The organism is Paenibacillus sp. BIHB 4019, assembly GCF_002741035.1.
GTDB lineage: Bacteria > Bacillota > Bacilli > Paenibacillales > Paenibacillaceae > Pristimantibacillus.
Genome location: NZ_CP016808.1, coordinates 1030209 through 1054437, shown reverse-complemented (window position 1 = coordinate 1054437; position 24229 = coordinate 1030209). Strand labels below are relative to the sequence as shown.

Below are 24229 nucleotides of genomic sequence, written 5' to 3'. Positions count from 1 at the left end.
AGCTGATTAGCGAAAAAGAGGGTGGTCCGCATGGCGGGAAAGAAAGATTACGTCAACTCTAAAGTCATTCAGAACCGGGAGCAGATTGAATTTCATGTGAAGGAAATTTTGAAGCTTGTTGGCGAGAATGTGGAAAGGGAAGGGCTGCTGGAGACGCCTGCACGCGTCACCCGCATGTATGAAGAGATTTTCGCAGGTTATGAGGTTGATCCGAGCGAGGTGCTAGGCGTTACGTTCGATGAACAGCATGAAGAGCTGGTTATTGTAAAAGACATTATCTATTACAGCCAGTGCGAGCATCATATGGCGCCATTTTTCGGCAAAGCACATATTGGTTACATTCCAAGCGGCAAGATTGCTGGTCTCAGCAAGCTGGCTCGCCTAGTAGAAGCCGTTACAAGACGCTTGCAAGTACAGGAGCGGATAACGAGCCAAATCGCGGATATTTTAGACAAGGAATTGCAGCCGCATGGCGTTATGGTCGTCGTGGAAGGCGAGCATTTGTGCATGTGCTCCCGCGGGGTGAAGAAGCCTGGCAGCATGACGGTGACGTCGGCGGTGCGCGGAGAGTTCCGTTCCAATCCGGCTCTGCGCTCCGAATTTTTAGCTTTGCTCAAGTCCTAATTTTTTTCGTAGTAGCGATTGGATAACCATAGACCGCTCCACAAGCCAGTGTGCATCATGCGCCAGCTTGTGGAGCGGTTTTTTTTTGATCGAAAATGTGGGGCTTGAAAAAAAATGGGGAGCCATTATAAGATTAAGTCCCTAACTTGCAATAATCCTCAAGCTCGCATATAGATCTGGAAGGACACACTCCATAAGACTTGAATGTTTTCGCTGGCTAGGCGAATGGCATTCGGGTCTTTTTTTGTTTTTCAGGCATCCCAAGCGGCAGGCTGGAACTGCTTCTAAACATTGGAACCATTTGTACTATTGCCCTTAAAAAAGGAAGGACTTAAGTAAGGGTTGTACGAAAAAAACGTCAAAAAAGTCATTAAAGTGACAGTAAAGAAGTCATTTAAAGGACTAGTGCCACCTGAAATTGATCCTATAAAATGGTATTAGACCCTCGTATTAGTTTATACAGTGGGGAGGGCGACGGAATAGAAGCGGAAGGAGGAGAGTGCAGAGACAAGGCCAATACGAAGCAAGTGGCAGTGAAAATGATGAGAGGAGTTGTTGGTTTTGAGTAAAAACCGCAAAATGCGGATCAAATGGGTGCTCGTTCAGGCGCTTGCAATTGCACTGCTGCTAGGAAGCGTGCCATTGCAGCCCATCTCGAGCGTCCAGGCGGCAGGCAATTATAATTATGCAGAGGCATTGCAGAAAGCGATTTATTTTTATGAAACTCAGCGTTCAGGGGCGCTTCCGGGGACGAACCGTGTCGAATGGCGTGGCGATTCCGGGTTGCTCGACGGAGCCGATCATGGCGTCGATTTGACAGGCGGCTGGTATGATGCTGGAGATCATGTGAAATTTGGGCTTCCGATGGCTTTTTCAGCTACTATGCTGGCATGGTCGGTTTATGAATATAAGGAAGGCTATGAGCAGGCTGGCCAGTTGAACGAGATTTTGGACAATTTGAAATGGGCTACCGATTATTTTGTGAGAGCGCATACAGCGCCTAATGAGCTTTGGGGGCAGGTTGGAGCTGGCAATGCCGATCATGCTTGGTGGGGCCCTGCAGAAGTGATGCAAATGGCGCGTCCTTCGTTTAAAATCACGGAAACTTGCCGTGGCTCGGACTTGGCAGGAGAGACGGCGGCGGCGCTCGCTTCCTCATCTATCGTGTTTAAGCAATCAAATCCGGCTTATTCTGCGCTTCTGCTCCAGCACGCGAAGGAGCTTTACAGCTTTGCAGACACATACCGGGGCAAATACTCAGATTGTATTACCGATGTTGCTTCTTTCTACAATTCGTGGAGCGGATATAAAGATGAGCTAACTTGGGCAGCAACTTGGCTGTATCTGGCAACAGAGGACAACGCTTATTTGAATAAAGCCATTCAATCTGCTTATGAATGGGATACAGACAGCTCAAGCAACACTTGGGCTTACAAATGGACAATCGGCTGGGATGACAAGCGTTATGGCGCGCAATTGCTGCTCGCCCGGATTACGTCTGAGCTTGGCAGACCAGAGGCGAGTGACTTTATCGCATCGACTGAGCGCAATTTGAACTATTGGACCGTAGGAACAAACGGATCGCGAATTACGTATTCGCCGGGCGGCCTGGCATGGCTGGATTCATGGGGCTCCCTGCGCTATGCGGCTAATGCTTCCTTCCTGGCATTTGTATATTCGGATTTTGTAGCGGACCCAGTCAAAAAAGCGCGCTATAACGATTTTGCCGTTAGCCAGATTAAATATATGCTGGGCGACAATCCGCGTAACAGCAGCTACGTGGTCGGTTATGGCGCCAATGCACCGGAGCACCCGCATCATCGTACTTCACACAGTTCGTGGACGGACAGCCTAAGCAACCCGACCTCGCACCGTCATACGCTTTATGGCGCATTGGTAGGCGGACCGAATGCATCGGATCAATACACCGATTCCATAACCGACTACGTTAGCAATGAGGTAGCGACGGACTACAACGCAGGCTTTACGGCTTCTCTTGCAAAAATGAACCTGCTGTACGGCGCAGGCCAGCAGCCGCTTGCGAACTTCCCTCCGGCCGAAACAAAGGCCGATGAAATGTTTGTGGAAGCGGCAGTGAACCAGTCTGGTGCCAATTTCACTGAAATTAAAGCCTTTATTAATAATCAGTCGGCATGGCCAGCTCGAATGGGAGATAAATTATCTTTCCGCTATTTCATCGATTTGAGCGAGGTATACGCAGCTGGCTATACGGCGGCGAATGTAAGTGTCGCTTCCAACTATAATCAAGGCGCAGTCGTTAGCTTAAAGCCATACGACGAGGCTAATCACATTTATTATGTGCTGGCAGACTTTACAGGCACGAAAATTTACCCTGGCGGCCAGCCGCATTACCGCAAGGAAATCCAGTTCCGCATTTCCGGTCCTCAAGGGGCATGGAATACGGCCAATGACTATTCATTTGCAGGGCTTACATCCAGTCAAACGGTGAAGACGGCGAAAATCCCGGTATACGATGCAGGAACGCTCGTGTTTGGGCAAGCGCCTGTTGGAGGCGGCGTAACTCCAACTCCTACACCATCAGCGACACCAACGCCGACACCGACGCCAACAACGACACCAAGTCCTACACCAACGCCAACAACGACACCAAGTCCTACACCAACACCGACGTCGACGCCAACGCCGACGCCAAGCCCAACTCCGCAGCCGACTCAGCCTCCGGGGGGCAGCCTGAAGGTGCAGTACCGAGCGGCTGATACGAATGCAACGAACAATGCGATGATGCCGCAGTTTGAAATTTTTAACAACGGTTCAAGCGCTGTAGCTATGAACACGCTTAAGCTTCGTTATTACTTCACAGCTGATGGCACGCAGTCTCATCAGTTCTGGAGCGATTATGCACAGATCGGCAGCAGCAATGTGCAGGCTGCATTCGTGACGATGAGCACGCCTACTACGACGGCAGATACGTATTTGGAGCTCACCTTTACGACAGCTGCAGGCTCAATCAGCGCAGGCGGCAGCAGCGGCCAAATTCAAGGCCGTATTTCAAAAACAGACTGGTCGAATTTAAACGAAGCGAATGATTATTCCTTCGATGCAACAAAAACATCATTCGTCGATTGGAGCAAGGTGACGCTTTACCAGAATGGAACGCTCGTATGGGGAATCGAGCCTTAATATTTGACGTTAGCTGCTATTCCAAATTAGGGAGGTAAGAAGATATGAAACCGATTTTTACGTTGAAAGCTTCGAAAAAAGTAACGGGACTCGTCCTATCAACAACGCTGCTCGTCACGCTGTCCACCGGGCTTTGGGGCTCTACGCCCAAAGTATCCGTGGCTGCTGCGGCGGCGGTCAGCATTGAGGAGTCGCGCTTCCTGCAAATGTACGACCAGATCAAAAATCCGGCGAACGGTTATTTTTCACCGGAGGGCATTCCTTATCACTCCATTGAGACGTTGATTAGTGAAGCGCCGGATTACGGTCATATGAGTACTTCCGAGGCTTACAGCTACTGGCTATGGCTGGAGACGCTGTATGGCCACTATACGCAGGACTGGAGCCATTTGGAAGCAGCCTGGGACAATATGGAGAAGTATATCATTCCGGTCAATGAAGGAGACGGCAAGGAAGAGCAGCCGACGATGAGCTTTTACAATCCTAACAGCCCAGCGACGTATGCAGATGAAAAACCGTTCCCGGATCAATATCCGGTGCAGCTTTCCGGCAAATATGCCGCGGGCAAAGATCCGCTGGATGCCGAGCTGAAAGCGACGTACGGCAACAACCAAACATATTTGATGCATTGGCTGATCGACGTTGACAATTGGTACAATTATGGAAATCTTCTAAACCCAACGCATACATCTACTTACGTTAATACGTTCCAGCGCGGCGAGCAGGAGTCGGTGTGGGAGGCGATCCCGCATCCATCTCAGGACAATCAGACTTTCGGCAAAACAGGCGAAGGCTTCATGTCCCTCTTCACGAAGGAAAATCAGGCGCCTGCGAAGCAGTGGCGCTACACGAATGCGACAGATGCGGACGGCCGCGCCGTACAAGTGATGTATTGGGCGAAGGAGCTTGGCTACAACAATACCGCTTACTTGAACAAAGCGAAAAAGATGGGCGATTATCTCCGTTACGGCATGTATGATAAATACTTCCAAAAAATTGGAAGCGCTAGCGGCGGTGCGCCAACTCCGGGAACGGGCAAAGATTCAAGCTCATATTTGATGGCATGGTATACGTCGTGGGGCGGCGGCTTGGAGCAAGGCGCCGGAAACTGGGCTTGGCGTATCGGCGCAAGCCATGCGCACCAGGCTTACCAAAACCCGGTTGCCGCATATGCGCTGTCAACTCAGGATGGCGGGCTTATCCCAACGTCCGCGACCGCACAGACGGACTGGAACGCATCGCTTAAACGCCAGCTGGAATTTTATACGTGGCTGCAATCGTCTGAAGGCGCAATGGGCGGCGGCGCAACGAACAGCTGGAATGGCCAATATTCCGCTTATCCGGCAGGCGTGAGCAAATTCTACGGCATGGCTTATGATGAAGCTCCGGTTTATCATGATCCGGATTCGAACACTTGGTTTGGCTTCCAAGTATGGCCGCTTGAGCGCGTAGCTGAGCTGTATTATATTTTGGCTGAAAATGGCGACCTTAGCTCGGAAAACTTCCAAATGGCGAAAACCGTTATCCAGAAGTGGGTGGACTGGACACTGGATTATGTATTCGTCGATGAGCGTCCGGTTACTGACGCTGACGGCTACTATTTGAATGCGCAAGGCCAGCGTATACTGGGCGGCACTAATGTCAACGTAGCGACTGTAGCTGCGCCAGGCGAGTTCTGGATTCCGGGAGGCCAAGAGTGGAATGGCCAGCCGGATACATGGAATGGCTTTAGCTCCTACACGGGCAATCCGACCTACCATGCGACTACGATTAATCCGAGCCAGGACGTTGGCGCGCTCGGCACATACGTTAAAGCACTCGCGTTCTTCGCAGCGGGTACGCAGGCTGAGACGGGAAGCCTGACGCCATTAGCAGCCGAAGCGAAGGAAATGGCTGGCAAGCTTCTTGATACGGCTTGGACTTTCAATGATGGCGTAGGTATTGTCACAGAAGAGCAGCGTGCGGATTACAACCGCTTCTTCACGAAGGAAATTTACTTGCCAAGCGGCTGGACAGGTAAGTTTGGCCAAGGCAACATGCTTCCGGGCAGCGGTGCAGTAGCCTCCGATCCGGCAAAAGGCGGCAATGGCGTCTATATCGGCTACGCTGATTTGCGTCCACTAATTCAGCAGGATCCGCAATGGTCGTACTTGTCGAACCTTTACAACACGTCGTGGAACAATACAACAAGAACATGGGATAACGGCGTACCGACGTTCAAGTACCACCGTTTCTGGTCGCAGGTAGATATTGCAACGGCTTATGCCGAGTATGACCGTTTGCTGGGTACGCCAGCAGCTCCAACCGTTCCTGGCGCTCCGGCGACACTGACCGGAACAGCCGGCAATGCTCAGGCGAGCCTGAGCTGGAGCACGACGCCTGGCGCAACGAGCTACAATGTGAAGCGCGCGGCAACAACGGGCGGGCCATACACGACAGTAGCGACTGCGGTTAGCGGCACAAGCTACAGCGATACGAGTGTTACGAATGGCACGACCTATTATTATGTAGTTACTGCGGTCAATGCAGTAGGCGAGTCCGTAAACTCGGCACAGGTGGCGGTTACGCCTCAGGCACCGGGCGCCGTCGTACCTGGTGCATTCACCGTGACAGGTACTGCAGGCAATGCGTCAGCGGCACTGTCTTGGACAGCAGCTTCTGGAGCAGACTTCTATAATGTCGAGCGTTCCTCGGGAGGCAGCGCATTTGCATCTGTAGCTACTGGCCTGACAACGACGGCATACACGGATGCGAGTGCCGTGAATGGCACCCATTATACGTACCGCATTGTTGCTGAAAATGCTGCTGGAACGACGCTTTCCAACACGGTAGCCGTAACGCCTGTTGCACCTCCAGTCGGCGGCAATCTCAAGGTCCAGTATAGAGCGGCAGATACGAATGCAACGAACAATGCGATGATGGCGCACTTTAATATTTTGAACAATGGCACGACTGCGGTAGATTTGAGTACGCTGAAAATCCGCTACTACTTCACGGCGGACGGCACGCAGCAGCATAGCTTCTGGAGCGACTATGCACAAGTGGGCAGCAGCAACGTGCATGCCTCCTTCGTGACTATGAGTTCGCCGACTGCAACAGCTGATACGTATATGGAAATCAGCTTCACAGCTGCAGCAGGCTCCATTGCAGCGGGTGGCACAAGCGGCCAAATCCAGACGCGTGTCTCCAAAAATGATTGGTCCAATTTGAATGAGGCCAATGACTATTCCTTCGATGCGACCAAAACTTCGCTCGTCGATTGGAATAAAGTGACGCTTTACCAAAACGGTACGCTTGTATGGGGCATTGAGCCTTAGAAAATGCAGCAGCGGCCAAGTAAATAATTTGCAGGAAGGGAAGAGGAGCCGTGCTGGGTGAATATGCCTTGCGCGGCCCTCTTTTCTTTATGGAAAAACCCTCTGAGGAAATCGAGAAAATATTGTGTTAATATCCATAATTTGATAAGATTAAATTGGAAAACTTTTGGAAGGAAGCGATGCATTCAAGCGATAGACGGCTTGTGCGAAGCAGGCCGCTGCAATAAACATTTCAAAGCGCAAAGGAGGGTGCTAATCATGTATCGCCTTCTCGTGGTAGATGATGAAGCTTATGCTTTGAAAAGTATCATGGAGACGGTAAATTGGAGATCGCTCGGAATAAGCGAAGTGTATGGAGCGATGGATGTAGAAGAGGCGCGAATCATCTTTTGCGACCAGCGAATTGATGTTGTTATCTGCGATATCGAAATGCCGGGTGAAAATGGGCTGGAGCTGCTCGAATGGCTGAACCAGGAGCAATTTTCGGCCAGCGTCATTTTTGTTACGGGACATGACCGCTTCGAATATGTCCAGGCGGCGCTGCGTGCAGGCTGCTTCGATTATATGCTCAAGCCTGTGAGGCATGAGCTGCTGCTGGAAACGGTAGCACGCTCGCTGCGCAAGCTGGAGCAGGATCGGGAGCATAATTTGCTGAAACGGCGGATGGGCAAGTTTGAGAAGGTGCTGCGCCATCACAAGCAGGAACTGGTCGAGCGCTTCTGGAACGATGTGCTTTATCCTGCGGGGAAAACGCCGAATAATGAAGCGCTGCTTAGCCAATTGTCCTTAATGGAGCCGGATGCAGCAGATAGCGGCGAGTTTATGCTGGTGCTCGTCAGCATCTCCGGCTGGAAAGCGCGTTTTGGCATAAAGGATGAAGAAATATTGGAGTACGCGGTCATGAACCGTGCAGAGGAAACCGTGCTGGAAAATTGGCCAGGCGCTGTTCTCAAGAGCCGCAATGGCGAGCTGTTCATCGTCGTCTACCATGCACAGGAGCAGGGGAGAAGCATTGCCGAGCTGCGCAGGCGATGCATGGGGCTGGTCGAAGATTGCGGGGTTTATTTTTACAGCCGGGTAAAATGCTATATCAGCTTGCCAGGTGCACTATGTACGCTTGGGAGCCGCAGCGCCTCCTTGCTTAAACTGGAACGGGAGTGCGCGGGTGATATGAAGGACGTATGGGTTGAGGGCGAGCAAGCGCACCAGATGCCGGAGCAGCTGTTTGGCCGCAAGGATTGGCCGGCGGAAATTGCCTTGCTGCTGCAAAAGGGCCGCCATGCGGAGCTGTATCAGGTTGTCGATGAATGGTTTGCTTCCTATGACAAGGAAAATCCACTTTCAAAAGAAGATTTGAAAGCGCTCTATTACCATTTGCTGTCGTCTCTCTATCAATCCTTCAATCAAAGCGGCATCTCAATTGGGTACGTTATTGACGCAATCAGCGTCAAACGGGAAGGAAGTGCGCCGTGCACGAAGTCGCTTGCCCATTTGCGCCTGTGGACGAGGCAGGTCATTGAGATGGCAATTGAGCATGCGGCGAATCAGAAGGAGAGCGAGCCGACGATTGTAGAACAAATCGAGCAATACGTAAAATCGCGAATGTCCGAGGAGGTCAGCCGGGAGGAAATTGCCTCGCTGCTGCATTTTAACCCTGCGTATTTATCCCGATTGTTCAAAAAGGAGACAGGCTCGTCGCTAACGGATTATATCGTAAGCCAGCGTATGGAATACGCGAAGAAGCTGCTCAGCCAATCGGATCTGAAGGTGAGCGATGTGGCGGAAATTACGGGCTACAGCAATTTTTCTTATTTTTCACGGCTGTTCAAAAAACAGGAAGGCTATTCGCCGATTGAGTTTCGCAAGCGCTACAAAGGCGAAGCGGGAATTTGAGCCGCGGTAACGTTTCATCGTAGAAGTTATAGGCATAGCAAATGCCCCGCTGCTGGAAAAGCTCCAGTGCGCGGGGCATTTGCTATGCGGCAGGCCGCTTGGTTTAGGCGCTGGCTGCTGCCGGATCTGCTTGATCAGCGAGCACCTGCTGGTTCACTTGGCTGAGGAAAAGCGCAGCGCGCTGAATGTATTCGCTCGGATGCTCGCGGAACAGCATTTCATGCTGTCCTTGCTGCACGATCCACGAGCGGGACAATGGATTCGTCTGTTTGTCTGCGATATGCTCAGCCGTCGTGTATGGCGACTTCACATCCTGCGTGCCATGTATAATATAAATCGGAATATCGTAGCTCGTATTCATCATTTGCTCGGCCGGCACGGAATCGATGCCTACTCCTGTCCATAGCGGGAGCAGTGCTCCGATCAATGCTTCAGACGGAAAACGCGGCAGGCTCACAACTTGGCTGACATTGTTGAACAGCGAATCAGCGCTTGGCACGAACAGGCTGTCAAGAATCATGCCGTTAATATCTTTGGATTGCAGCGCAGCTTGCATGGCGGTTCCTGCCCCCATGGAGAAGCCCCAGACGATCACTTCCTTGGAGCCTTGCTCCTTCACATATTGAACGGCGGCGAGCAATTGCTGGGATTCTTCCAAACCGCCAGTTGCTGCCGTTTTGTCAGTAGCAGAGGCGTAGCCGTAATCAAAAAGCATAACATTATAATGAAGGCCATTAAGCAGCTTCGTTAAATCATACATCGGTACCCAAGTTTCTTCGCGGTTAGCGCCGTAGCCATGACTGAACACGATCGTGCGTGCAGCTGGCTCGCTGTTCGAATCATCGCTGTAGGCCGGCACGTACCAGCCGCTGACGTTGGTTTTGCCGCTGATGCTTGGAATGAGCACGTCCTCGTAATCAAGCCCGATTGCAGCCTTCGGATTGGAAGTGAGCGGAGCGACGTAGGGATAGGCGAGCATCCAAGCCACATAGGCGTGGAAGATAACGACGACGATCATGCATAAAGCTAGCAGTGAGGCAATAAGGGCAACCAATGCGTGCAACCTCCTGGTTTTTGCGCTCGGGCGTGGCAGTTGGAGCTTATCTAGAGAAGGAAAGGGATGCAGTCCCTGGGGGAAGGTTCCCTCCATTGAAACAGATGTCATCATTGTTGTGCTCATATCCCTTCTCCTCCTCTCGAACTATGTAAACGCTTCTCATTTCTAGTACTTTAATCGTATGCGGAGCGGGAGTGCCTGTCAATTGATGTCGACGTATTGTTAAGGTGTTGTAATGCTTTTGTAATCAAAGGATCTTTTCTTTACGATTAAGCCTTTGATGAGTTATACTGTGTGAGAATGAGTTTCACTTAATGAAACGAGGGAGGTGTGGCACATCATGGCGGAGGAAGGGAAATCAACCGTACGCGCAGTCGAACGAGCGCTGGATATTTTGATCTGTTTTACAGCGGGAAAGGATCTGGTTATGACGGAAATCGCCGAGCGGACAGGGCTTCATAAGAGCACGGTCCATCGGATGCTGGCCACCCTTGAAGATAAAGGCTTTATCGAGCGCGACCTGGTAACGGAGCGCTACCGGCTTGGCATGCGAGTATGGGAGCTGTCTGCACATTTATCCCGCACCGATGATCCAGCGGTCATTTGGCAGCCGGAGATGGAGCGTCTGCGCGATAAGCTGGGCGAGACCGTAAGCATTTACGTACGCGACGGTTCGGAGCGGATTCGCATTCAGGCCGTGCAGAGCAATCAGCCTGTGCGCCGGGTGGCGCCAATCGGAGCGAGGCTGCCGCTTTACGCAGGGGCATCCAGCAAGGTGCTGATCGCTTACGCCGATCCGCTCGTGCGGGAAGAGATTTTTGGCGATCCGTCGTGGCTGTTTACGATTGATCTCGATCAATATAAGATGCAGCTTGCGGACATTACGGAGCAGGGCTATGCGACGAGCTTTGAGGAGCGGGAGCCTGGCGCCGCCGCTTTTTCCGCGCCGATATTTGGACGGGAAGGCAAGCTTGTCGCCGCCTTATCCGTATCCGGTCCGGCAAGCCGCATGACGATGGAAAAAATGCGCTTAGCCGCTCCTATTTTGCTGGAAGCGTCCAAGCGGATGAGCACAATGATGAAATAGCAGGCAGTTGGCAGCAGCATGCTCAGTTACTGGCCGCAAAAATAGAAAAGCAGCGCCCGCTTCACTTGAGGAAAAGTGAAGCAGGCGCTGCTTTTTTTTATTCCTTTTGGAAATAATGGGGGGAGGAGGTTTGAAGATGACGTATGTGGAAATTTTGATCCGGACAATTGTCGCAGTAGGACTGCTGCTGCTCATTCCCCGGATTCTCGGCAAGCAGACCCTTTCGAATATGACGTTTAACGATTTTGTAACCAGCATTACGCTGGGCTCCCTGGCGGCGAATTTGGCGTTCAATGCCACCCTGAAACCCACATACATCGTGCTGTCGCTGGTTGTGATTACAGCTATGTCTTTCCTGCTTTCACTGATCGCTCTCAAAAGCCGAAAGATGCGCAGCTGGATCTCGGGTTCCCCTACCGTGCTGATAGAAAACGGCAAAGTCATGGAAACCAACATGCGTAAAATTCGCTATACCTTGGATTCGCTGAACCAAGCGCTAAGGGAAAGGGGCGTTTTTAATATTGAAGAGGTGGAGTATGCCTTGCTCGAAGACAATGGCAGAATCTCTATCCTGAAAAAGGATGCATATCGGCTTATCACCAAGCAGGATATGGGGCTTTCGCTGCAAGCGCAGGCTTTTCCGGTGGAGCTGATTATGGATGGCATGGTGGTGGAGGCTAATCTTAAGCTGCATGGGCTGACCCGAGAGTGGCTGGAAAAAGCGTTGGGGCAGAAGCATAGGGGGAAAACGCTGGCCGATGTATTCTACGCCGTAAGAGGCACGCAGCAGCAGCTCATCTTCGATTTCTACGAGGATGGCATCAAGCAGCCTCTGGATCAGGAGTAGAAAAGAAAGTGAACCTTGAAGCTTGAAATCGGATATTTTCCCGTGCTCCTAAAACAAAAAGCAGCGATTCACCCGTTATGGGGAAATCGCTGCTTTTTTTGAATTTCTGCGAATCAAGGGAAGGCTTATGCTTCCTACATGTTAGCAATCATTTGACGAAGCACGGTTTGCAAAATACCGCCATTACGGTAGTAGTCTACATCAACCATGGAGTCCAGACGAACGATAGCTTGGAAGTCGAACGCTGTGCCGTCTTCACGGGTAGCTGTTACGGTAACCGTCTCGCCAGCTGTCACATCATTGGACAGTCCAGTAATATCGAACGTTTCGCGGCCTGTAATACCAAGCGTTTTCCAGCCGTGGCCTTCTTGGAATTGCAGTGGCAGTACGCCCATGCCTACCAGGTTGGAACGGTGAATACGCTCGAAGCTTTCAGTAATAACGGCTTTTACGCCGAGCAGGAATGTACCTTTTGCCGCCCAGTCACGGGAGCTTCCTGTGCCGTATTCTTTACCAGCAATAACGACAAGGTTTTTGCCGGATTTTTGATACTTCATGGAAGCATCGTAGATCGACATTACTTCGTCAGTCGGCAGGTAAGTTGTTACGCCGCCCTCAGTGCCCGGAGCCACTTGGTTACGGATACGGATGTTGGCGAATGTACCGCGCATCATGACTTCGTGGTTACCACGACGCGAACCGTACGAGTTGAAATCTTCTCTTTTTACGCCATTTTCGATCAAATATTCGCCGCCTGGGCTATCTGCTTTAATGTTGCCGGCAGGGGAGATATGGTCAGTTGTAACCGAGTCGCCCATAAGCGCAAGCACATTTGCAGAATGGATGTCGGCAATGTCGTTAAGCTCCGTACCAAGGTTTTCAAAGAACGGCGGATTTTGAATGTAAGTGGATTTTGGATCCCACTCATAGCTTTCGCCCTCTGGTACGTCGATTGCATTCCAACGATCGTTTTGCGTAAATACATTTTCATATTTATCACGGAACATTTGCGGATTAAGCGCAGCCGCAGTTGCTTCCTGAATTTCTTTCGAAGTTGGCCAGATATCTTTCAGGTAAACCGGGTTGTTGTCTTTGTCATAGCCAATTGCATCTTTGGAAAGGTCGATGTTAACCGTTCCTGCAAGTGCATATGCAACAACAAGCGGAGGAGAAGCCAAATAGTTCGCTTTCACCTGAGCATGAACACGGCCTTCAAAGTTACGGTTACCGGACAATACAGCCGCTACCGTCATGTCGTTGTCAGCAATAGCTTGGCCTACTTCATCAGGAAGCGGACCGGAGTTGCCGATACAAGTTGCGCAGCCATAACCGGCAACGTGGAAACCGAGTGCTTCCAGCGATTCCAGCAGGTTCGCTTTCTTCAAATATTCCGTAACGACGAGCGAGCCCGGCGTCAGAGAACTTTTCACATAAGCAGGCTTAGTCAGTCCAAGAGCTACCGCTTTCTTCGCTACAAGGCCCGCACCTAGCATAACGCTTGGGTTGGACGTGTTCGTACAGCTTGTGATAGCTGCGATAACAACAGCGCCAGTGCCCATTTTGCTTGCTTGGCCGTTCGGGTGCTTCACGTCAACGAGCTGTTCGATCTTCTCATCTGACATGCCGTATCCGCCTTTATCGATTGGCGTGCGGATGATGTTGTTGAACTCATCTTTCATTGCTGTCAGCTCAACGCGGTCTTGAGGACGCTTCGGACCAGCAAGGGAAGGAACAACAGTCGACATATCAAGCTCAATCACATCGGAGAAGACAGGATCTGGCGTCTCATCTGTGCGGAACATATCTTGTGCTTTGTAGTAAGCTTCAACCAGAGCGATTTGCTCTTCTGTACGGCCAGTTGCACGCATGAAGTTAAGCGTCTCGCTGTCGACTGGGAAGAAGCCAACGGTTGCGCCGTACTCAGGAGCCATGTTGGCAACCGTAGCACGGTCAGCAAGGCTGATGTTGGACAAGCCGGGACCGAAATACTCGACGAATTTGCCGACAACGCCTTTTTTACGAAGAATTTGCGTAACTGTCAGAGCAAGGTCAGTCGCCGTAGCGCCTTCTGCCAAGCTGCCAGTCAATTTGAAGCCGATAACTTCAGGTGTTACAAAATAAAGCGGTTGGCCCAGCATGCCTGCCTCAGCCTCGATACCGCCAACGCCCCAGCCGACTACGCCAAGACCGTTGATCATTGTTGTATGGGAATCCGTACCAACGAGGGAATCAGGGAAAACAACCGTTTCGCCATCGATGACTTTTGTAGCAGCTACAGATGCAAGGTACTCCAGGTTAACTTGGTGAACGATACCTGTTCCCGGCGGTACAGCGCGGAAGTTATCGAACGCCGTTTGGGCCCAGCGCAGGAAGCGGTAACGCTCTTCATTGCGCTCAAATTCTACCTTGGTGTTGTATTCAAGCGCGTCCGCGTTGCCGAATGCATCAACCATGATCGAGTGGTCGATTACGAGGTCAACCGGTACGAGCGGATTGATTTTTTTAGGGTCGCCGCCAGCGCGTTTAACCGTATCGCGCATAGCTGCCAGATCGACTACGACGGGAACGCCCGTGAAATCCTGCAATACGATACGTGCAGGAATAAATGGAATTTCTTTGTCCTCGCGTCCATCTGCCCATGTTGTCAGCTGCTTCACATGCTCAGGCGTAATGGCGCGGCCGTCGAATTGACGTACAGCAGCCTCGAGCAGGACTTTGATAGAGAAAGGAAGCTTGGAAATATTTCCAAGGCCTTGCTCTTCCAGGCCGGACAAACGGTAATACGCAAAGGATTTGCCGTTTACGTCAAGCGAGGTGCGAACGGAGTAATGATTTTGTTGAGACATGGTTCAAGTTCCTCCTTAGGTGGCTTTACTTTTGAAAAAGAAAAGGAAACATTCTTTAGTGGGTGTTTCGCTCTGTGAAACACGATTTCAAATTTGCTATGCTTCTAGTATATCGCTAAATAGGGGCTCTCGTAAAGTCCAATTGTACCCGCTTTCTCGAATATTGGCGCCCATTTTAGGCATTTAGGCTGATGGACGAATGTAACCTCCATCCGCAAGGCTTGTTTTATCCTAATAATGGATTATTATGCGAGCTTTTGGCTAGAGCCTCATGTTTAGAGGAATGTGAACATATAAATAAATTGATTAGGCGCTCCGCACCCTTGCCTGGCGTCCGCCGCAGCACGTGCGGTTTAAAAGCTTGCTTTTTAGGAGGGAAAGCCGATGTCCTTGCGATCAGACAAACAAACGGCAGGCCGCCGTGCAGGCAAGCAGGAGCGGCAGCCGCTGCTGAACCTGTCCGCCTTTCAGCCGCGCTCCGCCCAGCGGCACGCGCAGCAGCATGCTCAGGAGGGAACGACGAAAGGCGGAGCTCAGCAGGAGAAGCACCAGAATCAGCAGAAGCCGGAGTCTGCCGTGACTGAGCATTCGCGAATGGCTGCGTCTTCCATGACCTCGCTCATGCGCTCAGGCGATTCGCCGCCGCAGCTTGGAGAGGAAGCGCAAGGCTGGAAGCCTGCCGTGCATCAGTATGTAAGCCTGTACAATCAGGCGGAAACCGAGCAGCATGCAGCAGCGGTAGATGGCTTCGTCGCGGATAAGGATCATTGCGGCAGGCTCCGCGGCAGGCTGAACCGGCTGCGCGAGCGGGATCTGCTGCGCGGCGTCCTGCCTTCGCGCAGCGAGACGAAGGCGGAGCTGGTCAGGGTGCAGGAGTCTGGTACCGAAGCGTCCGTGCTTATCCGGCTGCATATTAAGCGGCAGATTGAGCATAGAGGATTGCGTTATATAGAAGAGCGGAAAGAAGTGGAGCGGCTATGGCTGGCCGCTGCTGGCGACCGCTGGCACATCGTTCGCATTGAGCCGATCATTGCGGAACGGCGTCCGCGCTTCGAGCATGCTTTTCAGGATCAAAATTCGGTTGGAGAGGAAGAGCAGCAGCAGGAAGAGGAGCATTTCCGTCTTCGCTCGGTGCCCTACTTGAATTATGACCTGTTTGCAGCGTTCCAGCCCCAAAGCGCCCGCGCGCTGTATCGGCGCGATTTGGCCGCAGCTTACGCCGACCGTTGGTGGAATGAACCAAACCCTGCATATGAGGAGTTTGAGGTCAATTGTACAAATTACATCTCCCAGTCGGTCTTTGCAGGCAATGCTCCGATGAATTATACTGGTAACAGGGGCAGCGGCTGGTGGTACAAAGGCCGTAACGGAGGCAGGGAATGGTGGAGCTACAGCTGGTCGGTGTCGAATGCGCTGACGAACTACTTATCCACTCCCCGGCAGTCAGGACTTCGAGCCAGAGTCGTTGATTCGGCTGAAGAGCTCCAGCTTGGCGATGTGATCACTTATGACTGGAACGGCGACAACCGTTTTCAGCACAGCACGATTGTAACGGCTTTCGATGCAGCGGGTATGCCGCTTGTTAATGCGAATACTGTACCCAGCCGCCATCGCTACTGGGACTATCGCGATTCTTATGCCTGGACGGAACAAACCAGGTACCGTTTTTTTCATATTGAGGATGGGCTATAAGTTATTATTTATTATTTTACCGGAGGATATGCGATGGGGACGAAAGTAAACGTAGCACTTGTATACGGAGGAAAATCAGGCGAGCATGAAGTTTCGCTGCAGACAGCTTTCGCAGTATTGGGAGAATTTGATTACGATAAATACGCAATTACCCCCTTCTATATTACTAAGCAGGGCGAGTGGAGAGTGGGCGACAAGCTGGGAAGCAAGCCGCAATCCGCCAGCGAGCTGCGTCTTGCAGCAGCCGCTTCCGGAGCGGGCTTTCCGCTTGCTCCGCTGTTTGCCGGTTTAGATACATCAGGTGCAGCAGCAGCTGGAGTAGCGGCAATTGATGTCGTATTTCCGCTGCTGCATGGCACATTTGGCGAGGATGGCACGATTCAAGGCTTGTTCGAAATGGCCAACATTCCGTACGTCGGCGCAGGCGTGCTGGCATCGGCAGTAGGCATGGACAAGGTGACGATGAAGAAGGTTTTTGCGCAAGAAGGACTGCCGCAATGCGTGTTCCGCTACTTCAACCGTACGCAGTGGGAGAAGGACGCTGCCTTTTTTGTAATGGAATGTGAAGTGGCTCTCGGCTACCCGTGCTTCGTTAAGCCAGCCAATCTGGGCTCCAGTGTCGGCATTTCCAAGGCACGCAACCGTGAAGAGCTGATGACGGCAATCGACTACGCTTTCAAGTATGACCGCAAAGTAATCGTTGAGGAATTTGTCGATGCGAGAGAAATCGAAGTCGCGGTGCTTGGCAATGACGAGCCTAAAGCTTCTGTGCCGGGCGAGGTTATTGCTTCTAATGAATTTTACGACTATAAGGCAAAATATGTGGATGGCAAATCGGTCATGCAAATTCCAGCCGAGCTTTCGGAGGAAATCTCGGAGTCAGTCAGGGATATGGCGATTCGCGCCTTTTTGTCCATTGATGGATCGGGCCTTTCCCGCGTAGATTTCTTCATGCGCAGGTCGGACGGCCAGCTGTTTATTAACGAGGTAAATACGCTGCCGGGCTTTACGCCTTTCAGCATGTATCCGCTTATGTGGAAAGAAACAGGAATGCCTTACCGCGAGCTGCTGGATAAGCTGATTGAGCTTGCCTTGAGACGGCATGGCGAGAAGCAAAAAATCAATTTCGGCGCTAGCGAAGCGTAATAAAAGCAATGGAAATTCACTCTAGAGAAAGGAGGGAGTTCATGGGATTTTCAACCGAGTTTAATTCTGTATGCAAATTCAAGTCAGAGCAGGAGCTTCATGAATTGCTTGAATACGGCAAGGGCAAGATGGTAAAGAGCGGATTTCGCGTATACCCTACCGGCCAGAAGGTCATTGCGTATACGACGAACAATGAGGCCATTGCCATAGTCCGCATCCTCGCTTCGATCGCTGAAATTAATTTTCAAGGCGAAGAAGTGACTGAAGTGGAGATGGAGCTTGTGAGAAAGCTGACTGAGGAAGAAGCTAAAGTGCAGACTGCACTAGCTTACGAAATGTTTTTTGGCGAGCGTGAATAGCGGATGCTGGTTAGATTCGGGTTCGTAGCCATGAGCATGCTGCTGGAAAATGCTTCGCCATCGCGGACGATGACGTTTGCAAATTTTACGAAGCTTGGTGACCGGGAAGCGGCTCTGCGCAAGCTGGAGCGGATCGCCGAGGACAATTTGCGCAGTACGCTGCGGATTTTGAAGCATGCCAAGGCGAGCGATATTCAGATGTATCGCTTTTCCTCAAAGCTGATTCCGCTGGCGACCCATCAGGCTGTAGCAGATTGGGATGCTTATCCGGCGCTGCGTGAAGCTTTTCGTGAAATTGGTCTTTTTGTGCAAAATAATCGGCTGAGGGTTTCGTTTCATCCCGACCATTTTTGCGTATTCAGCACGCCAAGGCCCGAGGTGCTGGAAAGCTCCAAACGGGACATGGAATATCATGTCCGCATGCTAGAGGCGATGGGACTGCCGGAGACAGTCAAGTGCAACATACATATTGGCGGTGCATATGGCGACAAGATGGTCGCAGGTGCACGCTTTATCCGGCAGTTTCAGGCGCTCCCAGAGCGCTATCGGCACCGTGTAACGCTGGAGAACGACGATAAGACGTTCAATGCAGTGGAGACGCTGGAGGCGGCTCAGGCCGTGGAAGTGCCGATGGTGCTCGATGTGCATCACCATCAAGTGAATGATGGCGGCGTCTCCTTGGACAAGCTGTGCAGCAGTCTTTGGCCGCAAATCGCCGAGACGTGGCGGCTTGAAGAACAGCGGCTGAATAGCGAAGCGGCTAATGCGGCAGGTGGTAAGGATGATACGGTCGAAATTAGCCTGCCGCCCAAAATCCATTTTTCCAGTCCGAAGGAAGGCCCTAATCCGCGCAGTCATGCCGACTATTTGAATGCAGGCGAGCTGCTGCTGTTTTTGCGAAAGGTGGCGGCGGTGACGCCGCAGCTTGACTGCATGCTCGAAGCGAAGCTCAAGGATAAAGCGCTGCTGGCGCTTATGGATGACTTCCGCATATTGGCGGCTAAAGGCGAAGGCGTTCGGATTGTGGACGGCGGCAGTATTGAGGTAACCGAGCTATAGGATTTTCAAAAGCATGCAGCACCGTCAGCTATCGTTGACGGTGCTCTTCTACTAGGAATGAAAAGTGATGGTGTAGGGGAACATGTAACGCATCATGATTGAACAGAAGGCGGTGACTCCCTTGTTTGAATGGATTGCACTTGTATTATTAGGGATGGCAGCAGCGATGTTCGGAAGTATTGTCGGTTTGGGCGGAGGCATTATTATAGTGCCCGCGCTTATGTATTTGGGGCCTTCGCTCATGGGCGCGCCAATCGACCATGGCACAGCGGTAGGCACCTCGCTTACGATGCTTATTGTAACGGCGCTTGCCTCGACGCTATCCTATGCGAAGCGCAAAATCGTCGATTACCGCAGCGCCTGGCTGCTGTTTACGACAAGCGGTCCGGCCGCGATGCTGGGTGCGGCTATGACAGGGCTTTTGAAAGGCGCCGCCTTTAATTTGTCCTTTGGCATTTTTATGCTGCTTATATCTGCCTTGTTGATTGTGCGAAATTATTTGAAACCGGTTGCGCGGGAGTGGCCGGTGCAGCGGACGATGGTGGATTCAGCTGGCGAGCAGCATACGTATGGCTATGCCATTTGGCCGATGCTTGTAATTGGGTTTGGTGTAGGGATCATTTCCGGTTTGTTTGGCATTGGCGGCGGCTCCTTGTTCGTACCGCTAATGGTGCTGTTATTCCGTTTCCCGCCGCATGCGGCAACTGCTACGTCGATGTTTGTCATTTTTTTATCCTCGATATTGGGCAGTGCCACGCATGTATGGCTGGGGGAAATCAACTGGTGGATTTTGCTGGCGCTTATTCCGGGCGCATGGGTTGGCGGAAAGCTTGGGGCCTATGTTGCAAACAAGATGAGCGGCAATGGGCTGTTATGGCTGCTAAGGGTTACCCTGCTCGTTCTGGCCTGCCAATTGGTCTATGAAGGTATTAGGCAGCTGTAGCCATTTTTAGAATCTAGCAAAAAGACAGGAACGCATATTGATTTATAAGCGTAATAATAGATAATGTTAATAGTTAAACTTATTAAAGAGAGTTGGGTGATGCACCGTGAGTGATCAGCGTGAACCTTCAGTTGTAAGCGGCAAAAGCTTCACTGCGGTTGCGATAAATTGCGCGGCCAAAGCGGGCGAATGGATCAAGACGAAACTAGGAAACTATAATAGACTGGATATGAAATATTCTTCTCATGATTTAGTAACAGAAGTTGATAAAGGCTCGGAGCAGCTTATTAAGAAGCTTGTTCTGACTCATTTTCCTCATCACTCGTTTTTGGGCGAGGAAGGGGTTGAGCCTGGACCTGAGGCTTCAGCACAGGCGCTCGCCGACCAGAGCGAGGCGGAATATTTATGGATTGTCGATCCGATTGACGGGACAACGAACTTCGTCCATGGCTTTCCGTTTTTCGTCGTATCGATTGCGCTTGCTTATAAAGGAGAGGTTATCGTTGGAGTCGTGTATGACCCGATGAAGGACGAGTTGTTCCTTGCCGAGAAAGGCAAAGGAGCCTATGTATCCGGCAAGCGGATGCAGGTGTCGAAGGAAGATGCGCTCAGCAGCAGCTTGATCGCGACGGGCTTCCCGGCAGATCATCTGTATGCGCTGCCGCTGAATTTGAAAGGCATTCAGGCGCTTGCGCCGCAGGTGCGCAATCTTCGCTCATCGGGCTCGGCTGCGCTCCATATGGCTTATGTGGCAGCAGGCCGCCTGACTGGCTTCTGGGAAATCGGGCTGAACAGCTGGGATTTGGCGGCAGGCTCCTTGCTTGTACAGGAGTCAGGCGGCATCGTTACAGATACACAAGGCAAAAGCTATCACCTCGGCGTCCGAAATGTGGCGGCTTCAAATGGGCTTATGCATGAGCCGTTTTTGAAGGCGTTGGCGGATGCTGAGGCGACGGAGTAGCAAGAGCAGATCAGGCTGGGGATAATCAGTCACCTGTTAAAATAAGCACGCAGCGAGCTATAGCGCAGCAGCAAAGAAGCAGCCCTCAGAGGGCTGCTTCTTTGCTGCTGCGCTAATGGCATTCTAATGCTTTAACAATATTTTAGTAGGGGAAAATGTGATTGCAGGAAATGCCACATCGTGCTTGCTACCATATTACCGTTGTTTTTTTAGCGCATTAATCTCAGCTTCGGCAGCTCTAAGAAATTCAGTTCAATATCGTCAATAAGTGGGATGCCGCTGCGCTCTTCCCGCAGATGAATACACTGTGATATTGATCATTGGGCAAAAACGAGCAATTCAATATATTATCCTTTAGAGCTCGAACCACTCCAGCCTGCCAGCATATCGCTGAGCTTTTGTTTCCCGCTCCATGTGTTTCAACCAGCCAGCTGCAAGCTCGCCGCGGATATGAAATAGACAGTAAACATAAGCTTCACCATCGGTCATATCTTCGAGTCCAGCTGCTGTTTCTATCGATACCTGCAGTATTTTTGGCCATGAAGGATCATCCTGAAGCAGGGCGAAGCCGTTCTCATAGCGCTCAATCCTGTATGGTTCCGTTACATGAATAGCATCAGCCAAACGTGCCACAAGCTCAGGCAGGATCGAAGGATTTGTGGTCTTTATGCCATATTCCCAGCCCATAACGATGCCTCCTCTTGATTCGAAAATAGAAAATAAAGCTGCACTCTTATTAGGGAGGGCAGCTTTGTTATGTCAGCCATTCATCCAAAAGGGGGCTGGCAGCTGCGCTGAGTTAATTCCGCAGCTGAATTTGCTGAATGCGGTGCTCGGCATCCTTTTCTAAAATCAGCATAGCCCGCCGTTTCGTCGGCAAAATATTGTCGTACAAATTGACGGCATTGATTTCTTTCCAAATCGTTGCTGCCGTCTCGACAGCCTCTTCATCAGTGAGGCTTGCATAGCGATGGAAGTAGGAGTCCTTGTTCTTAAAAGCGGTATGCCGCAGCATCAAAAATCGTTCGACATACCAGCGCTCTATGAACGTTTCGGGCGCATCGACAAAAATCGAGAAGTCGAAAAAATCGCTTACAAAAGAGTGTGCTTCTTTGCTAACCTGCAAAACGTTAATTCCTTCGACAATCAGCACATCCGGCTGTTCGACAAACTGGTATTGCCCGGGAATAATGTCGTAGGTCAGATGAGAATAGATCGGCGCTTTCACGCGGGGATTTCCCGATTTAATTTGTCCCATAAAGTCCATCAGCGTCTTGACGGCATAGCTTTCAGGAAATCCTTTGCGCTTCATTAGCCCGCGCTCCTCCAGTACCCGTTTGGGATAGAGGAAGCCGTCTGTCGTAACGAGATCGACCTTGCGGCCATTCCCATGACGGGAAAGCAGCCGCTGCAGCAGCCGCGCCGTCGTGCTTTTTCCTACGGCTACGCTGCCTGCAATGCCGAGCACAAAAGGCACCTTGGGCGCCTCCATATGCAAAAATGCAGCCGAAGCTTGCTTTAGCCGCTCAGCGGCTTCGATATGGAGGTTCAGCAGATGGGTAAGCGGCAAATAAATCGCCTCAACCTCTTCAAGCGATACTTGGTCATTGAGGCCCTTCAGCTCATTCAGCTCCTCCTCCGTGAGCGGCAGAGGAGTATGATCACGGAGCGCCGACCAAGCGGCGCGGTCAAATTCCAAATATGGATTCATCAACATGTCCCTTTCTATTACAGAAGGCATCGGGCTGACCTCTCCTAAAGCTTACTGAAAGCGTGCTCCGCCGCTTCAATGGTCGCATTGATATCTTCATCAGTATGGGCGATGGTCAGAAACCACGCTTCATACTTGGATGGGGCCAAATTAATGCCCTGATCCAGCATCAGCTTAAAGAAGCGGCCAAACAGCTCGCCGTCCGTATCCTGCGCTTCATCATAATTCGTAACCGGATGATTGCAAAAATGGGCTGAAAACGATCCGCGAATTTGGTTAACCGTAAGCGCGAAGCCATGTTTGTCTGCTGCTGCCTTAAGTCCTCCAGCAAGCTGACCAGCAAGCCGATCCATACGCTCATAAATGCCAGGCGTCTTCAGCACTTCGAGACAGGCGATGCCTGCTGAAATAGAGGCAGGATTGCCCGCCATCGTTCCAGCCTGATAAGCAGGGCCGAGCGGCGCGACTTGCTCCATGATGCTGCGGCGTCCGCCGTATGCGCCAATGGGGAGTCCGCCTCCGATAATTTTGCCAAGCGCTGTAAGGTCCGGCTCAATGGCAGCTTGATCAGGGAAGGCAGCAAACGTTTGCGAGGAGCCGTAATGGAAGCGGAAGGCGCTAATGACCTCATCATAAATGACAAGCGCTCCAGCCTCACGCGTTAAAGCGCACAACTGCTCTAAATAACCTTCATGCGGCATCACCATGCCGAAGTTGCCGACAATAGGCTCAACCATAACGGCTGCCGTCTCGTGGCCGAACCGTTCAAGCGCCTGCTTTAAGGCCGGAATATCGTTGAAAGGCACCGTAATGACTTCTTGGGCAATGCTAATCGGCACGCCAGCGCTGTCCGGTATGCCAAGCGTGGAAGGACCAGAGCCAGCTGCGACGAGCACCAGATCGGAGTGGCCGTGGTAGCAGCCGGCGAATTTAATAATTTTGCTGCGTTTCGTGTAAGCCCGTGCCACGCGAATGGTCGTCATAACCGCCTCGGTGCCGGAATTGACGAAGCGCACTTTATCCATAGAGGGAATCGCATCTTTGAGCATGCGTGCCAATTGAACCTCAAGCTCGGTCGGCGTGCCGTACAAAACGCCATTTTGCGCGGCGCGAACGATCGCTTCGGTAATATGCGGATGGGCATGTCCTGTAATAATAGGGCCGTAAGCCGCCAAATAATCGATATATCGATTGTCGTCGACATCCCAGAAATAAGCGCCCTCGGCACGCTTCATAAAGACGGGTGCGCCCCCGCCAACACCTTTGAACGAACGGGAAGGGCTGTTGACGCCGCCTACAATATGCTCAAGCGCTTCGGCATATAGCGCCTCGGAGCGTGGTCTTTGAATCGTCATAACAATAATTCCCCCTTGAAAAATGGTGCAGCATCCCGCTTGGAACGCGAGATTGCCTGCCTAAATATCTAACATCAAAACGTCCTCATTCCACTCGGAATGAGGACGACAAACATCTTTCTGCTGCTTATTCAAGCAGCGAACTTCCAGTTCCAGCAATAATGCATGCT

General features: G+C 51.5%; 17 protein-coding genes and 1 pseudogene. 12 read left to right on the top strand and 6 right to left on the bottom strand.

Annotated features, from left to right (window positions below; genetic code table 11):
• Window positions 1–30: 30 nt before the first annotated feature.
• The 4 genes from folE to BBD42_RS04485 all read left to right on the top strand — a co-directional run bounded on the left by folE (window position 31) and on the right by BBD42_RS04485 (window position 8996).
• Entirely contained in the window at window positions 31–624 is a 594-nt protein-coding gene (gene folE / locus BBD42_RS04500) for a GTP cyclohydrolase I FolE (protein ID WP_056030885.1), read from the top strand.
• Window positions 625–1203: 579 nt separating this feature from the next.
• Window positions 1204–3786, top strand: a complete 2583-nt coding sequence (locus BBD42_RS04495) for a glycoside hydrolase family 9 protein (RefSeq protein WP_099521453.1) — start codon at window positions 1204–1206, stop codon at window positions 3784–3786.
• Window positions 3787–3830: 44 nt separating this feature from the next.
• A complete protein-coding gene (locus BBD42_RS04490) occupies window positions 3831–7103 on the top strand; it encodes a glycoside hydrolase family 48 protein (RefSeq protein ID WP_099517176.1) in 3273 nt (1090 codons plus the stop codon).
• Between the two features lie 258 nt (window positions 7104–7361).
• Window positions 7362–8996 (top strand): response regulator, encoded by a 1635-nt coding sequence (locus BBD42_RS04485; protein ID WP_172455388.1) that lies wholly within the window; start codon window positions 7362–7364, stop codon window positions 8994–8996.
• Between the two features lie 103 nt (window positions 8997–9099).
• Here BBD42_RS04485 and BBD42_RS04480 read toward each other — a convergent pair whose 3' ends face one another.
• Window positions 9100–10050: an alpha/beta hydrolase gene (locus tag BBD42_RS04480; RefSeq protein WP_235533052.1), complete on the bottom strand. Its 951-nt coding sequence runs from the start codon at window positions 10048–10050 to the stop codon at window positions 9100–9102.
• Between the two features lie 343 nt (window positions 10051–10393).
• On the opposite strand from BBD42_RS04480, the gene BBD42_RS04475 reads away from it, so the two are divergent.
• Window positions 10394–11140, top strand: a complete 747-nt coding sequence (locus tag BBD42_RS04475; RefSeq protein WP_099517174.1) for an IclR family transcriptional regulator — start codon at window positions 10394–10396, stop codon at window positions 11138–11140.
• A gap of 136 nt (window positions 11141–11276) precedes the next feature.
• Window positions 11277–11987: a DUF421 domain-containing protein gene (locus tag BBD42_RS04470; RefSeq protein ID WP_056030868.1), complete on the top strand. Its 711-nt coding sequence runs from the start codon at window positions 11277–11279 to the stop codon at window positions 11985–11987.
• A gap of 134 nt (window positions 11988–12121) precedes the next feature.
• On the opposite strand, the gene acnA is transcribed toward BBD42_RS04470, so the two are convergent.
• Entirely contained in the window at window positions 12122–14833 is a 2712-nt protein-coding gene (gene acnA, locus BBD42_RS04465; RefSeq protein ID WP_099517173.1) for an aconitate hydratase AcnA, read from the bottom strand.
• A gap of 384 nt (window positions 14834–15217) precedes the next feature.
• On the opposite strand from acnA, the gene BBD42_RS04460 reads away from it, so the two are divergent.
• The 6 genes from BBD42_RS04460 to BBD42_RS04435 all read left to right on the top strand — a co-directional run bounded on the left by BBD42_RS04460 (window position 15218) and on the right by BBD42_RS04435 (window position 20993).
• Window positions 15218–16525 (top strand): amidase domain-containing protein, encoded by a 1308-nt coding sequence (locus BBD42_RS04460; protein WP_348272590.1) that lies wholly within the window; start codon window positions 15218–15220, stop codon window positions 16523–16525.
• 33 nt (window positions 16526–16558) lie between these two features.
• A complete protein-coding gene (locus BBD42_RS04455; protein ID WP_099517172.1) occupies window positions 16559–17671 on the top strand; it encodes a D-alanine--D-alanine ligase in 1113 nt (370 codons plus the stop codon).
• Window positions 17672–17712: 41 nt separating this feature from the next.
• A complete protein-coding gene (locus BBD42_RS04450) occupies window positions 17713–18030 on the top strand; it encodes a hypothetical protein (RefSeq protein ID WP_046232147.1) in 318 nt (105 codons plus the stop codon).
• 3 nt (window positions 18031–18033) lie between these two features.
• Window positions 18034–19089, top strand: a complete 1056-nt coding sequence (gene uvsE / locus BBD42_RS04445; RefSeq protein WP_099517171.1) for a UV DNA damage repair endonuclease UvsE — start codon at window positions 18034–18036, stop codon at window positions 19087–19089.
• A gap of 94 nt (window positions 19090–19183) precedes the next feature.
• Window positions 19184–20032, top strand: a complete 849-nt coding sequence (locus tag BBD42_RS04440) for a sulfite exporter TauE/SafE family protein (protein ID WP_056030857.1) — start codon at window positions 19184–19186, stop codon at window positions 20030–20032.
• A 106-nt stretch (window positions 20033–20138) separates the two neighbouring features.
• Complete coding sequence (locus BBD42_RS04435) at window positions 20139–20993, top strand: inositol monophosphatase family protein (RefSeq protein WP_099517170.1); 855 nt, start codon at window positions 20139–20141, stop codon at window positions 20991–20993.
• A gap of 224 nt (window positions 20994–21217) precedes the next feature.
• On the opposite strand, the pseudogene BBD42_RS32795 reads toward BBD42_RS04435, so the two are convergent.
• The 4 genes and pseudogenes from BBD42_RS32795 to BBD42_RS04420 form a co-directional block, all read right to left on the bottom strand.
• Window positions 21218–21342: pseudogene (locus tag BBD42_RS32795) on the bottom strand (Rpn family recombination-promoting nuclease/putative transposase); the annotation flags it as partial.
• 5 nt (window positions 21343–21347) lie between these two features.
• Entirely contained in the window at window positions 21348–21680 is a 333-nt protein-coding gene (locus tag BBD42_RS04430; RefSeq protein ID WP_099517169.1) for a hypothetical protein, read from the bottom strand.
• Window positions 21681–21792: 112 nt separating this feature from the next.
• A complete protein-coding gene (gene coaA, locus BBD42_RS04425; RefSeq protein ID WP_237163367.1) occupies window positions 21793–22734 on the bottom strand; it encodes a type I pantothenate kinase in 942 nt (313 codons plus the stop codon).
• A gap of 14 nt (window positions 22735–22748) precedes the next feature.
• Window positions 22749–24059, bottom strand: a complete 1311-nt coding sequence (locus tag BBD42_RS04420; protein ID WP_099517168.1) for a glutamate-1-semialdehyde 2,1-aminomutase — start codon at window positions 24057–24059, stop codon at window positions 22749–22751.
• Between the last annotated feature and the right edge of the window lie 170 nt (window positions 24060–24229).

Excerpts from the sequence above, each read along its gene's own strand:
- BBD42_RS04430 (WP_099517169.1), bottom strand. The coding sequence starts at position 21,680 with ATGGGCTGGGAATATGGCATAAAGACCACAAATCCTTCGATCCTGCCT.
- BBD42_RS04450 (WP_046232147.1), top strand. The coding sequence starts at position 17,713 with ATGGGATTTTCAACCGAGTTTAATTCTGTATGCAAATTCAAGTCAGAG.
- BBD42_RS04495 (WP_099521453.1), top strand. The coding sequence starts at position 1,204 with ATGCGGATCAAATGGGTGCTCGTTCAGGCGCTTGCAATTGCACTGCTG.
- uvsE (WP_099517171.1), top strand. The coding sequence starts at position 18,034 with ATGCTGGTTAGATTCGGGTTCGTAGCCATGAGCATGCTGCTGGAAAAT.
- BBD42_RS04475 (WP_099517174.1), top strand. The coding sequence starts at position 10,394 with ATGGCGGAGGAAGGGAAATCAACCGTACGCGCAGTCGAACGAGCGCTG.
- BBD42_RS04460 (WP_348272590.1), top strand. The coding sequence starts at position 15,218 with ATGTCCTTGCGATCAGACAAACAAACGGCAGGCCGCCGTGCAGGCAAG.
- BBD42_RS04470 (WP_056030868.1), top strand. The coding sequence starts at position 11,277 with ATGACGTATGTGGAAATTTTGATCCGGACAATTGTCGCAGTAGGACTG.
- BBD42_RS04455 (WP_099517172.1), top strand. The coding sequence starts at position 16,559 with ATGGGGACGAAAGTAAACGTAGCACTTGTATACGGAGGAAAATCAGGC.
- BBD42_RS04485 (WP_172455388.1), top strand. The coding sequence starts at position 7,362 with ATGTATCGCCTTCTCGTGGTAGATGATGAAGCTTATGCTTTGAAAAGT.
- BBD42_RS04420 (WP_099517168.1), bottom strand. The coding sequence starts at position 24,059 with ATGACGATTCAAAGACCACGCTCCGAGGCGCTATATGCCGAAGCGCTT.
- acnA (WP_099517173.1), bottom strand. The coding sequence starts at position 14,833 with ATGTCTCAACAAAATCATTACTCCGTTCGCACCTCGCTTGACGTAAAC.
- coaA (WP_237163367.1), bottom strand. The coding sequence starts at position 22,734 with ATGCCTTCTGTAATAGAAAGGGACATGTTGATGAATCCATATTTGGAA.
- BBD42_RS04440 (WP_056030857.1), top strand. The coding sequence starts at position 19,184 with ATGATTGAACAGAAGGCGGTGACTCCCTTGTTTGAATGGATTGCACTT.
- folE (WP_056030885.1), top strand. The coding sequence starts at position 31 with ATGGCGGGAAAGAAAGATTACGTCAACTCTAAAGTCATTCAGAACCGG.
- BBD42_RS04490 (WP_099517176.1), top strand. The coding sequence starts at position 3,831 with ATGAAACCGATTTTTACGTTGAAAGCTTCGAAAAAAGTAACGGGACTC.